This is a genomic window from Haloarcula japonica DSM 6131 (assembly GCF_000336635.1).
Lineage (GTDB): Archaea > Halobacteriota > Halobacteria > Halobacteriales > Haloarculaceae > Haloarcula > Haloarcula japonica.
Genome location: NZ_AOLY01000037.1, coordinates 164,650 through 177,942 on the forward strand (window position 1 = coordinate 164,650; position 13,293 = coordinate 177,942).

A 13,293-nucleotide genomic window follows, 5' to 3' on the forward strand; every position below is an offset into this window, starting at 1 on the left:
GATTACCTTTTAACCCCGACGCGGGTACGTACCGCACGACAATGACCTCGTATCAGTCGCGACTCGGCGAGGGCGAGGGGATCGCCGAGGAGTTGGCCGAATCCCAGCGGGCCATCTCCATCGCCGAGTTCTTCGAGAAGAACAAGCACATGCTGGGCTTCGACTCGGAGGCCCGAGCGCTCGTCACGGCCGTCAAAGAAGCCGTCGACAACGCGCTCGACGCCTGTGAGGAGGCCGGTATTCTCCCCGATATCTACGTCGAAATCCAGGAGTCCGGGGACTACTACAAGCTGGTCGTCGAAGACAACGGTCCCGGCATCACGAAGGAACAGGCACCGAAAATCTTCGGGAAGCTCCTCTATGGCTCCCGATTCCACGCTCGGGAGCAGAACCGCGGACAGCAGGGGATCGGGATTTCTGCGGCTGTGCTCTACTCGCAGCTCACCTCCGGGAAGCCGGCGAAGATCACCTCCCGGCCGAAGGGGCAGGACGAGGCCCAGTACTTCGAACTCATCGTCGATACGGACACCAACGAACCCGAGATCAGCGTCGATGAGACGACGACGTGGGAACGGCCCCACGGGACGCGAATCGAACTGGAGATGGAGGCCAACATGCGGGCCCGGTCGACGTTGCGGGACTACATCCAGGACACCGCCGTCGTCAACCCCCACGCCCGCATCGAATTCGACGAGCCGGGGCTGGACGAGTCCCTGAAGTTCGAGCGAGCCGAGCGCGCCGAACTCCCTGACGAGACGGAGGAGATCCGCCCACACCCGCACGGCGTCGAACTGGGAACACTCCTGAAGATGCTCGAAGCGACGGATTCGTACTCCGTGTCCGGCTTCATGCAGGAAGAGTTCACCCGCGTCGGCGGGAAGACCGCCGACAGCGTCATCGCGAACTTCAACGACCGCCACTACGGCCGCGGCATGGCCTGGCAGCCGCCGAAGGTCAACGAAGACGCCGACATCGAGGTGGCTGTCGAGGACGCCGTGGCGAACAAAGGGGCTGAGACCACTGCGACGTTTGCGGCCGCCGTCTCCGACGCTATCCATGACTGCGACCGGGTCGCGTACCACGAGGTCGAATCCATCGTCGACGACGCGGCAGAAGACGCCGAAGCGGACGGCGACACGACGTTCGGCGCGACAGTTCGTGAGAACGCCGTCGAAGCCGCCTGGAACGCCGTCAGCGACACCCTATCGAGCGACCTCTACACTCTCGTCGACGACGTGACGACGAAACGCAAGGACGACGCCGCAATCGAGGGACTGGCGAGCCGACTGGGTGACAAGTTCGACGACGGCGGTCGCCACCGGCTGACCCGCGACGAACTCCAAGGCTACATCGACCGCGCGGCCGACATGACCGAAGAGCAAGACGACGCTACCTTCGGTGAGACGGCCCGCGAAAACGTCCTCGAAGCGCTCTGGACGGCCGCCGAGGGTGTCCCGGAAGAGCCGCCGAAGGTCTCCGACATCGCCGACAACCGCGATACTGCGAGCGAACTGCTGTCGGCGATGCGCGAGACGGACATCATCGCGCCGCCGACGGACTGTCTCTCCCCCATCAGCGCGGAACTGGTCGAGGAAGGACTCCGGAAAGAGTTCGATGCGGACTTTTACGCCGCCTCGACGCGGGACGCGTCGGTCCACGGGGGCGACCCGTTCATCGTCGAGGCCGGCATCGCCTACGGCGGCGAACTCGAAAGCGAGGGGACCGTCGACGTGATGCGGTTCGCCAACCGCGTGCCACTGGTGTACCAGCGCGGGGCCTGTGCGACGACGGACGTGGTGAAGTCCATCCGCTGGCGCAACTACAACCTCGACCAGCCCGGCGGCTCCGGCATTCCGAAGGGGCCGGCCGTCATCATGGTCCACGTCGCCTCGACGAACGTGCCCTTCACCAGCGAGTCCAAGGACGCCATCGCCAACGTCCCCGAGATGGAAGACGAGATCGAACTCGCCATCCGGGAGGCCGCCCGCGAGCTCAAAAGTTACCTGAATAAGCGTCGCTCGATGCAACAGCGCCGCGAGAAGCAGGACAAGCTGGCGACCATCCTGCCGGAGATGGCCGAGAAACTCACCGAAGTCACCGACAACGACGAGCTACATATCGACGACTCGCTGGCCCGCATCATGAACAACGTCCTCGTCGAGCGCGAAGTCGAGGATGGCACGGTCCGAGTCCGCATCGAGAACAACGACGACACGAACGCGGACGTTGAACTGACCGACATCGTCACCGCCGAACCGCAGGACACCAACGGCGCGACGGTCGTCGAGATGGACGGCGAGTGGTTCGTCAAGTGGTCGCCGACCATCGGGGCCGGCGAGACCGCCGTCCTGGAATACAGCGTGGCCGGCGAGGCCGAGTTCACCGTCTCGGTCGACGGCATCGAAGAGGAGAAACTCACGGTGAACGCCTGATATGAGCACCGACTCAGACACCACACCCGACACCGAGGAAGCGCGCGAGCAACTCATCGACCTCGCGGCGGACTTCTACGACCAGTTCGCCGACGGCGAGGTGCCGACGATGACCATCCCAACCCGGACCAAATCGAACATCGTTTTCGACGAGGACGAGCAGGTCTGGGTGTACGGCGACCGCAACTCCACGCGGTCGGCCAAGACGGTCTCGGGGGCCGAGAAGATACTGAAGGCCGTCTACACCATCGATTTCCTCTCCCAGCAACTGGAGGAGGACCGCTCTTCGACCCTGCGTGAACTGTACTACCTCTCGGAGTCCTGGGACCTCGACGAGGCCCAGTTCAACACGCAGGACGAGTCGAACAACCTCATCGAGGACCTTGAGATCGTCTCCGACGTCAAGCGTGAGGACTTCCACATGCGCCCGGAGGAGTCCGGCGCGAAGGTGATGGGACCGCTGCTCCTCCGCGAGCAGACCAACCGCGGCGACCGCGAGATCCACTGTCAGGACGACGTGGGTCAGGGTGGCTACCAGATTCCGAACAACCCTGACACTATCGAGTTCCTCGACAACGATGCGAAGTTCGTCCTCTGCGTGGAGACCGGTGGCATGCGCGACCGGCTCGTCGAGAACGGCTTCGACGACGAGTACGACGCGCTGGTCGTCCACCTCGGCGGTCAGCCAGCGCGGGCGACCCGGCGGCTCATCAAGCGCCTCCACGACGAACTCGACCTCCCGGTCACGGTGTTCACTGACGGTGACCCGTGGTCGTACCGCATTTTCGGGTCGGTTTCGTATGGTTCCATCAAGAGCGCACACCTCTCGGAGTACTTAGCGACACCCGAAGCACAGTTCATCGGTATCCGCCCCGAAGACATCGTCGAGTACGAACTGCCGACGGACCCGCTGGCGGACTCCGACGTCAACGCCTTGGAGAGCGAACTGGAGGACCCGCGCTTCCAGACTGACTTCTGGGAGGAACAGATCGAACTCCAGCTCGACATCAACAAGAAGGCTGAGCAGCAGGCGCTCGCTTCTCGGGGGCTAGACTTCGTGACGGAGACGTACCTGCCTGAACGGCTAGACGAGATGGGCGTGCTGTAGGCACAGCGGCGACGGCCTTCTCACTTATTCCAGCGCGTACACGGTATCGTCAGCGGCGGCGTATGCTCGTTTCTCGTCGACGGACAGGTCGGTCAGCTCGCGTTCGACATCGAACGCCCACCGTTTCGTCTCAGCGTTCGTATCGAGCGCGAACTTGAATCGGTTCCGTGGGTCGCCATCCGACCACGAGTCCGCGTACAGCGTATCTGATACGACTGCCGCCGGCACCACCCCTTTAATATTCGTCTCCGGTCTCCACGTCCAGTCTAGTTCGCCGGTACTACTGTCGTGACCGCGAACCACGTCGCCACCCGTATAGAGAGTCCCGTTCTGCACCGGGGCCTGTTTGACGTACCCGGACTGGTCCGTTCGCCACCGTTGCTCGCCAGTCGTCGGGTCGAGCGCGGCGACGTGTGTCCCACCAACGTAGAGCGTCCCGTCGTGGAGCGTCGTCGATGCGATGGACCCCTCTTCGTGGGTCCAGAGCGTCTCGCCAGTGTCGGCGGCCACGCCGAGTAGCGTACCGTGGGTCTCGACCACATCAGCGGCGTAACAGAGGGTGCCGTCGGTGGCAACCATCGTCTGGGAGTAGTAGTCCGAAACGTCAGTGGCCCACCGTTGCTCACCGGTCTCAGTGTCGTACGCGTAGAACCGGCCGCGCGAGGCCACGTATATCGTCCCGTTATCCAAAACTGCCCCGTATTGGTCACCGACTTCGCCGGACCATTGTACCGACCCATCAGAAACGGCGAGCGCGTAGAGCGTTTGGCCCTGCTTCGACGGGGTATCGGCGTTCGTCCCGACGTACACCATATCCTCGGTCGCGCCAAGCAACTCAAGCCACCACTCTCCGGGAGCGAACGTCCACTGCTTCGCGCCGGTTTCAGCGTCGAGTGCCACGACAACGTGGTCCTCGTACAGCCCCTCTTTCCCGCTTATGACGAATACGGTGTTCCTGACGTGCTTCGGTTGCGAGCGGATGGGGTCGTTTGCGTCGTACGACCACTGCTGGCTCCCATCAACGGTTGCGAGTGATTTGATCGTTCCCGACTCAGTCCCGACGTACAGACGGCTTCCTGTGCTAATCGGTGGGGCAGTAATTACTGAGTCGAGCGACTGCTGCCAGGCGACAAACGGTTCGGTTTGCCCGGTCTGTGTGGGGGTGGCAGTCCCAGTCTCTGATTCCGTCGCTGTACTGGTTTTCTCCGGTGTCGGTTCCGTTGACTCGTTCGAACCAAGACAGCCAGCAGTTGCCAGTCCGAGGGTCGCGGCACAGCCACGAAGGTATCGCCGACGAGAGGAGGGCATTGGCAGTCTAACTGCTGTCACTCGGTAAGTGTTTTCTGCCGAGTGAAATCAGTGTAGTCGTAGGCGTATGATCGATCCACTATCTGAGTAGCAGCGAATCCGATTTCGTTTCGCCCGATTCTGCGTGGCGACCTATCAATCGTTGTTAGCCGACTGCTTCTGGGGCGGTAGTTTAAGCACGGAACGGATGTGTCGACGGAGGACGTTCTGTATCTGCTTCCCGACGGGAGTAAACACCAGCGTCACAGCGAGACAAATAGAACAGAACTGGAGTGCAACTGTGGCCCACGGTGTGGACACCGGAACGAAAAGAAAGACGGTACCGAAAAGCAGGATTAGGTCGATGGCCTGTTCGGTGATGAAATAGCCGAAACTGGCCGTGAGTGAGGGCTGAAAACCGGCGGTCCAGAACAACACGACGACGGTCGTTCCGAACAGCAGGCCGACCCCCATCGTCGACAGCGGCAGTTCGGCCTGAATCGCATCGGCCACCGCGGTGCCGAGGGACCACATCGACGGCCCGACGAGGAGCCAGACGAGCAGTAGATGACCGATCGAGGGCGTTTGTTCGCTCACGGAACGTGCGCCTCCTCCTCGGTCACTCGGGCGGTCCATCGTGATGGTGTTTTGACGAACGGGTCTATACTATTTTGGTTGCTAGATGAGATGCGGGAGCACCGTTTCGGGCTATTTCGGCGGTCAGTTCTCGTCCAAGACGACCGGGACGCCGCGTTTCGCGACATCTTCGGCGAACGCACCGGAGTCCGCTCCCAGGGCCTCGAACGTGTTGTAGTGCATCGGGAGCACGAGGTCTGGGTCCATCTCCTCGGCCAGTTCGGCGGCGTCGTGGCGGTCCATCGTGTAGTTCTTGGCGATAGAAGGGACGAACAGCGACACGTCGAGTTCGGCGTGGCCGTCCAGTACGTCGCTGTCGCCGGGCCAGAACACGCGCGTGTCGTCAAGGGCGACGAGGAAGCCACAGCCGATGCCTTTCGGATGGATCGGGCTGCCGTCGTCGTTGACGTTCGGGCCGTCCTCGTGGTTGTACGCCGGCATCGTCCAGATGGGGACGTCGTCGACCAGTACGTCGGCCTCCATCCCCACTTTGCGGACCTCGTAGTCGAGATCGGCCAGGCGGTCCAGGTCGCGGTCCGTGGCGTGGACGTTGATGCCCTCGAACGCGACGACAGTGGCGTCCTCGCTTGCGACACGGCGGATACCGTCGGGGTCGTAGTGGTGGATGTGGGTCACGCAGACGATATCCCCGTCTTTCGGGGCGTAGTCCTGTGTCGGCGGATGGCCGATACCGTCTTTATGCGGTTCCCACTCGCCCGTGAGGACGCCGTACCGGCCGGGGTCGAAGTAGACTACGGTATCTTCGCCTTCCAGCCGCAGCGTCGCGTAGCCGAGCCACTCCGCGGTGATGCCGTCGTGTCTGACTGTCATGTACAGGCGTTCTCGGAGGGGGCCATTACGCGTGTCGGTCCGACCGCCACGACGCGCCCTGATTAGCCGTCCCCGGCCAGCCGCTCGACGCGCTCCAGCGAGTCGGCGTCGTCCAGGGTCTTGTCCTCACGGACCGAGAGAAATCGCGGGAACCGCAGCGCATACCCCGAGTCGTAGGACTGGGAGGCCTGAATTTCCTCGTAGCCGACCTCGAAGACGACCGCCGGGTCAAGCACCACGTCGCGGCCGTCCTCGCGCCGGATGTGCGGTTCGAAGCGTTCGGTCAGGTCGTCCAGTTCCGCGTCGGTGATGCCCGTGGCGACGTTACCGACGGTGACGTAGCCGTCGGCGGTTCGGACAGAAAGCTCAAACGAGCCGAGCACGTTCGCCCGGCGGCCCTCGCCCCACTCCGCGCCGGTCACGACGCAGTCCAGCGTCTCTACGTCCGGCTTTCGCTTGCGCCAGTGCTTGCCCCGCTTCCCGGGCGAGTAGGCTGCGGTCGGGTCTTTCAGCATGATGCCCTCCTGCCCGGCGGCGAGGGCGTCCCCCTCCAGGTCCGCGATTTCGTCGGGATTGGCTGACAACCACATCCGCGAGACGACGTCGCTGTCGGCCGGGAACAGCGATTCGAGGCGGTCGTGGCGCGTCTCCAGCGGGGCGTCGAGCAAGTCGTCGCCGTCGGCGTGGAGGCAGTCGAAGGCGTGCAGGCGGACGGCCACGTCCTCGCGGGCCGCGGCTACGTCGTGTTTCCGGCGGAATCGGCGCAGCACCTCCTGGAACGGGAGCGGATCGCCGTCCGCGTCGACCGCGACCACCTCGCCGTCGAGGATCACCGGCGCGTCCAGCGTCGATTCGACGGTGTCGACCACCTCCGGGAGCGGGTCGGTGACTTCCTCCATGTTCCGGGAGAACAGCCGGGCGTCCTCGCCGTCGAAGTGGACCTGCACGCGAGCGCCGTCGTACTTCCATTCGACCGCGGCGCGGTCCCAGTCCTCTAGTACGCCGGCGACTGTGCCCGCCTGGGCCAGCATCGCCTGGACGGGCCGCCCGATTTCGAGCGTGATCGTGTTCAGTCCTGCCTCGCCCTCATCGCGGGCCGCCTCGGCGACCATACCGTAGTCGTTGGACACCTGAATGGCCCGTTCGACGCCCTCGACCGGCACGTCGAAGGCGGCCGCGATGGCGTCCCGGACGGTCCCCTCGCCGACGCCGATGCGCATCTCCGAGAGGACGAGCCGGGCGAGGTAGCCGGCTTCCGTCGAAGCGCACCGCGAGAACAGGCCAAAGAGGATGTCCACCTTCGTCCCTTGGCTCCCACTGCCCTCGACAGCTGCCAGGTCCCGGAGCGTCTCGTCGAGTTCGGCGACGGTCAGTGCGTCGCTCCCGCCACCAACGCCGAACGCGGCGAGGCCCTGCTGGCCGCCGAGGTCGTAGCTGGCCGCAACGGTACCGATTTCGCCCATGTCGGCCAGCCGCCCTTCCACGTCGTCGGCGCTGACGTTCTGACCGGCCGCCCGGGCAATCGCCTCGTAGCAGAGCCGCGGCCCGATGTCGAGCGTGCGGGACTCGTAGGCCGGAAACACCCGGCCCTGCACGAAGCGGGCGAGCGTCTGGAGGTCCGGCCCCGCAGCGGCGAACAGGTCGGTCACCGCTTCGGTGATCGCGGTGTCGGCGCTCTCGGCTTCGATCTCCTCGGCCCGGTCGGCGAAGGCGGCGAACTCCATCAGCGCCTCCTACCCGATTGGGAACCGTAAATCCAGCGTCACTCGACCGTGTACGCGACGGTGACGTTCTCACCGGCTGTCGACGACGCATACGGTCGGTCCGGCGACCCTGAATTACTGCCGAAGGGATAGTCGAGTTGCTGGTTCCCGTTAGTGTCCTGATGGGCGACAAGCACGAGCGACTGACCGGCTGACGGCGGCCTATCCAGCGTTATCTGTACGTCGCTGTGGGACCCCGAAGAGAGGTACTCGGAGGTCCCCAGCACGCTGCCGTCCGCTTCGAACTCCCGAACGACGATGAATCCACCCTCGGAAAGAGACGCTGATTCGACCGTTATCTGATCGCCGGAAACGGCGGGGCTGGTGACCGTCATCGACGCGACCGGCGAAGAGAGGAGAATGAACGCGACGTAAGCGACGCCCAGCAAAATCGCGGCGTGTTTCGCGCCATCCTTGAGCGTTCCCTCCCCGAGTTGGCCGCCGATGAAGCCGGTCAATACCGCCTGAATGAGGGCGGTGTGGAAGAACACGAGCGTGTACGCGGCCTTATCGACGCGCCCGAACCGAGCGAACTGGTCGACGTTGACGCCGAGGCGGTTCGACTCCCCGGCGGGTGTCGGCACGCTGGAGGGGAGGCTCGGGACGAGTACCTCTTGGACGGCGACGATAATCACCAGGAACACCAGGAAGGCGACGTAGATGACGACGAGGTAGGTGAGCATCTGCTGGCGTCGCCGCCGCTTCAGCCGGAGGTCGGCCCGCGACTGGGTGGCCGCGATGCGGAACACCGGGCCGAGCTGGCCCGAGGCGTGCATCGCGTGGGTCAGCAGCGTCACGATGCGCGTTATCGCCGTGGTCTGGACCCGGCGGCCGAACCGAACCAGGGCATCAGTGACGTTCGCACCCATCCTGATGTCGGCCCAGATGCGGTGCATCTCCTTCGTGAGAACGCCGATGTCACTGCCCCGGACCCGTCGGAGACTCTCCACGACAGTCATCCCGGCCTCGTTCAGGCTTGCCAGCCGTTCGAGCAGGTCCGGCGTCGCGTTCTCGATACGGGACAGCCGCTGAGTGTAGATGAACCGCACCAGCGCGAACGGCCCCAGAATCAGCAGGACTGACTGGATGACGAAGTCATCGAGGATGCGGATGTTAACAGACGAGGTCTGGAACGCCGCGGGGGAACGGACGAGCAGCAGCATCACCGCGACGGGCACGGCAAGGTAGAGAACGTACACCGGGTTCCAGACGAGCGACTGAATCGGGGAGCTGAGTAGATTCCGGATCGATTCGACGCGGTCGTAGAACTGGAGGCGGAGCCAGTTTGCCTCGTCTGCCGGGACGACGCCGCCGTCAGTCAGACCGAGACGGCCTGTCCCCAGACTGGGTTTCCCCAGCGTCGCCGTTTCGTATCGCTCCAGAATATCCGTCGTTCCGCCGCTCCCGATTCCCAGCGACTGGAGCTTGCTATCGAGATACACCATGAACCCGACGTTGGCCAGCGGGATGACGAGATACGCCATCATCTGCAACAGCCAGAGCGTGTCCGTCGTCGTCAGGCCGAAGACGAGCAGAATCGTCATCAGGAACAGCACGGCGGCAACGAATACGGTGACGTACGCCTCGGCGACCGTTGCCAGCCGCTCCAGCAGGTCTTCCTGCCGCTCGGCGGCCTGCTCCTGATGGCGCTCGTACTGCTCGCGAAGGAACGGGGCCAGCGACTGGCCGCTCTGAAGGACGCTGGAGAGGTTCTCGGTGAAGGTCTTGAACTGCTCACTGGGCGTCCGTCGGGAGACGTGTTCGAGCGCCGAGATCATGTCCCGGCCGAACAGGTCCATCTCCCTGACGGCGACGCCGACTTCTCTGGCCGTGTCGCCGTAGATTTCCTGGTTCCGGGCCAGTACGCGCATCACGTCCGGGAACGACATGCCACCGCGGGAGAGTGCGTACATGAAGGCGATAGTGCGGGCCATTCCCTCATCGATATTCCGGCTCCGCACGTCTGCCTGATTTTTCAGCCGTTCCCAGCGGTAGAGGTACGTGAGGCCAGCCGTCGCCGCACCGGAAAGCACACCGCCACCGATGAGGATGTATAGCGTCTGCGTCGGCGTCAACACGAGTTCGAACGTGCGCAAGCCGAAGGCAGTCACCATCGTCGAAGGGAGCCCCTGTGCAAGCTCCACCAGCGCCGGCAGAATCAACAGTAGGCCGCCGATAGCGTACGCCCCGGTGATAGCGCCGGCGACGGCTCCCACGCAGGCGTACACCAGCGTCCTGGCGGCGTACCCGCGGTAGGTTTTATCGACGTATGCGGCTTCGAGTTGTCGCTCGCGTTTTGGTGACTGTCCTACGTACCGACCGAAGAGCCGGCGGGACAGCCGCGTGACGTTGCGGTCGAAGCGCTCGTTGACAGTGCTGTAGCTGATAAGCCCGAGAATCACGGCGACGACGGCGAGCGGTGCCAGACCGAGCAGGTTCAGCGCCATGTCAGGCTATCGCGTCGTCGTCGATGTTTGCCATGACCTGCTCTTTGTCTGCGTAGTACTTGTTGACCATCGCCGTGAACTTCCGGTAGTCAGTGATACCCTCGGACTGGAGATAGCGGAGGAACCGCTGCCGGTTGCGGAGTTCGGTGAGGAGTTCCGAGTGCGTCCAGCCGCGTTCTTCCCGGATTTCGTCCAGTAGCTCGCTGTTGTTCTCGCTGAAGCGGTCTTCAGTGGCCCGCCAGTTGTACGTCGTCGAGTAGTCCAGTTCGCCGGTCCGCTGGTCGATGCCCTCGATCTCGGCGAGCGTCTTCGCGCGGCGGACCCGCTCGTCGCCCGAGCGGGCCAGCACCTGCACACAGAGGATGTCGAGGCTCTGGACCATCGGCCGCGGAACGTTGATGGGCTCGTTCTCAAGCCGGTTGATGACGGTCTGGACCGAGTCCGCGTGCATCGTCGAGAACGTCGTGTGACCGGTGTTCATCGCCTGGAACAGCGTGATCGCTTCCTCGCCACGAACCTCCCCGACGATGATGTACTCGGGGCGGTGCCGGAGCGCGGACCGTAGCAGGTCGTACATCGTGATGTCAGAGTCGCCCAACCGTTCGCGGGTCACCGAGGAGAGCCAGTTGTCGTGGTACAGCGACAGTTCGCGGGTGTCCTCGATTGAGAGGACTTTCGATCGGGGCGGGAGAAACATCGCCAGCGCGTTCATCGACGTGGTCTTGCCGGCCGCCGTCCCGCCGGCGAAGATGAGCGACTTGTTGGACTCGATGGCGAGCCAGAGGTAGGCAAGCATCTCGACGGAGAACGTGCCGTACTCCAGCAGTTCGATTGGCGTGAACGGCTCGTCGGCGTACTTCCGGATGGTAAACGCGGAGCCACGTGGGGTCACTTCCTCGCCGAGCGCCAGTTCGATACGCGAGCCGTCCGGGAGCGTCGTGGAGACGACAGGGTCCGAAACGGAGACGTGTCGCCCCGAGCGCTGGGCCAGCTGGATGACGAAATCGTTCAGTTCGTTGGCATCGTATGTGATGTTCGTCTCAATGTCCGTGTAGCCGTCGTGGTAGACGAAGATGGGGAGGTTCGCCCCGTCACAGGAGATATCCTCGATGTCCGGGTCGTGCATCAGGGGGTCGATGTGGCCGTAGCCCTGGAACGAGCGATACAGGTAGTAAAACAGCCGGTAGAACGTCTCGGGCTCGATGACGACGCCGTACTCCTCCAGCCTGGCTTCGAGCTCCTCGGCGAGGACGCGCTCCGGGTCGGTGTCGACCTCCTCGCGGTAGATGAGCGGGATGCGGATGTCTTCGAACAGGCGGTCGAGTAGTTCTCGCTCGATATCGGTCAGCGACGGTTCAACGACGTGGTACAGGTGCTCGTCGCGGTCGGGATTGTGGTTGATCGAGGCGAAGGCGAACGGGGCGTTCAGCCAGTAGCGGTCGACCTCGTTGTAGCCGTCCAGACCATCGAAGTCGACCAGCGTCCCGTGGCGACTGGGGTCGTAGTTCGCCGTCGGAACCGCTGACCCGCTCAACACCGTCGCGGTCCGCGAGAGCCACGACTGGATGTGGCCGAGCGGGTCCGAAACGAAGTCACCGGGTTCGGGGGATTCTGGGTTCGACATCGGTGGTACAGTGGGGAGCAGACGGTGCTCCGCGGAATATACCTCTGCTATCGTATCCACCTACTTAAATTCGCTCGCCAAATTATCAGGAGTATAATCGCCAGCGGTCGGACGAACAGGACCGAACTGGCTGTTACGCTCGGTCGACGGTCAGCAGCAGATAGGCGAACACGAGCGCGACGAGCGCCCCGATGGGGACGGTGATGCCGGGAAACGACGTGATGAACAGCCCGCTGGCCGCGAGCGTGAAGACGCCAACAAGCCCGAGTAGCCCGCCGAACAGGCGTACGGGGTCCACAGGGAGAGCCGCTTCGACGCGGTCCTCAGCGACGTAATAATAGAGACTGAGTCCGAGCGGGAACAGGAAAACGACCAGGGCCGCGAACCCGAGGGTCCCGGCGAGTGCAAGCGGCTCCGACTCCTGAAACGCGGCGACCTGCCAGGCCCAGAGAAACGGTCGCTCTCCGGGAAGCGTCGCACCGAAGATGAACTGGAACCGAAACGGGAGAAAGCGAAGCCCGACGACAGTGACCCCCTCGATCTCGAACAGCGACACCGACCACGGAGCCAGCCCCACGAGCCACGTCGCAAGCACCGCGAACTCGCCCGCGTACTCTGATTTCACCCAGGCCATACTACTGTCAGAGGGTAGGCCGGTCCGGTAAAAGCTACCGATACCAACAGTCGGTGCGCCGTTACGTTCATTTGGCCGGGCCACGTACCTGTAAACACCGGAATGAGGCGTGACTACTTCACCGTCGACATCCAGGCTTCGGCCACCGACAACGACGACCCGACGATCGCGATTGTATACGATGGGCCGACAGGAGAGCTTCGCGAGCGCCTCACCAAAGTAGACGGGGGCACACTCGACGGGGAGGATATCGACGTGACCTTCCGCCGCCAGCCAGAGAGCGACGGCGTGCTCTCGCTGACGAACCGGCTCACCGGCGAGTACGTCTTCGAGGCGACAGCACCGACAGCGGACATCGATGCACTCGTTTCCACGGCGGACGCCCAAGAAGACCCACAGTTTACAGTCCGTCTCACCGACGGCGAGGGTGAGTCACGGACCTACGAGCTACGGACGCTGCTCGTCTACGACCACGACGGGAGCCTCCTGCGCGGGCAGAGCCTGATTCCCGGCGGCGTCGAGCTGTAGCCG

The 13,293-nt window shown here is 63.7% G+C and carries 10 protein-coding genes; 3 read left to right on the forward strand and 7 right to left on the reverse strand.

Translation table 11 applies throughout. The annotated features are described in order from the left end of the window. The first annotated feature begins 41 nt into the window (after nt 1–41). Entirely contained in the window at nt 42–2,432 is a 2,391-nt protein-coding gene (locus C444_RS12025; protein ID WP_004593131.1) for a DNA topoisomerase VI subunit B, read from the forward strand. A gap of 1 nt (nt 2,433) precedes the next feature. Next, nucleotides 2,434–3,540, forward strand: coding sequence for a DNA topoisomerase IV subunit A (locus tag C444_RS12030; protein WP_004593132.1), 1,107 nt, complete (start codon nt 2,434–2,436; stop codon nt 3,538–3,540). A gap of 24 nt (nt 3,541–3,564) precedes the next feature. Here C444_RS12030 and C444_RS12035 read toward each other — a convergent pair whose 3' ends face one another. From C444_RS12035 to C444_RS12065, 7 genes are all read right to left on the reverse strand, one after another. After that, nucleotides 3,565–4,848 carry an outer membrane protein assembly factor BamB family protein gene (locus C444_RS12035; protein WP_004593133.1) on the reverse strand — a complete coding sequence of 428 codons (1,284 nt, stop codon included), beginning with the start codon at nt 4,846–4,848 and terminating at the stop codon, nt 3,565–3,567. A gap of 135 nt (nt 4,849–4,983) precedes the next feature. Next, complete coding sequence (locus C444_RS12040; RefSeq protein ID WP_004593134.1) at nt 4,984–5,424, reverse strand: hypothetical protein; 441 nt, start codon at nt 5,422–5,424, stop codon at nt 4,984–4,986. A 123-nt stretch (nt 5,425–5,547) separates the two neighbouring features. Then, on the reverse strand, nt 5,548–6,294 hold the full coding sequence (locus tag C444_RS12045) for an MBL fold metallo-hydrolase (RefSeq protein ID WP_004593135.1): 747 nt from the start codon (nt 6,292–6,294) through the stop codon (nt 5,548–5,550). A gap of 62 nt (nt 6,295–6,356) precedes the next feature. After that, the gene (gene ligA / locus C444_RS12050; RefSeq protein WP_004593136.1) at nt 6,357–8,018 is read right to left on the reverse strand and encodes an ATP-dependent DNA ligase LigA; all 1,662 of its coding nucleotides are present in this window, start codon (nt 8,016–8,018) and stop codon (nt 6,357–6,359) included. Nucleotides 8,019–8,056: 38 nt separating this feature from the next. Continuing rightward, nucleotides 8,057–10,504: a type II secretion system F family protein gene (locus C444_RS12055; RefSeq protein ID WP_004593138.1), complete on the reverse strand. Its 2,448-nt coding sequence runs from the start codon at nt 10,502–10,504 to the stop codon at nt 8,057–8,059. Nucleotide 10,505: 1 nt separating this feature from the next. After that, on the reverse strand, nt 10,506–12,128 hold the full coding sequence (locus C444_RS12060) for a type II/IV secretion system ATPase subunit (protein ID WP_004593140.1): 1,623 nt from the start codon (nt 12,126–12,128) through the stop codon (nt 10,506–10,508). 133 nt (nt 12,129–12,261) lie between these two features. Next, nucleotides 12,262–12,762 (reverse strand): TIGR04206 family protein, encoded by a 501-nt coding sequence (locus C444_RS12065; protein ID WP_004593142.1) that lies wholly within the window; start codon nt 12,760–12,762, stop codon nt 12,262–12,264. 102 nt (nt 12,763–12,864) lie between these two features. Here C444_RS12065 and C444_RS12070 point away from each other — a divergent pair, with 102 nt between their 5' ends. Beyond that, nucleotides 12,865–13,290 (forward strand): DUF5793 family protein, encoded by a 426-nt coding sequence (locus tag C444_RS12070; RefSeq protein WP_004593144.1) that lies wholly within the window; start codon nt 12,865–12,867, stop codon nt 13,288–13,290. Nucleotides 13,291–13,293 lie beyond the last annotated feature (3 nt).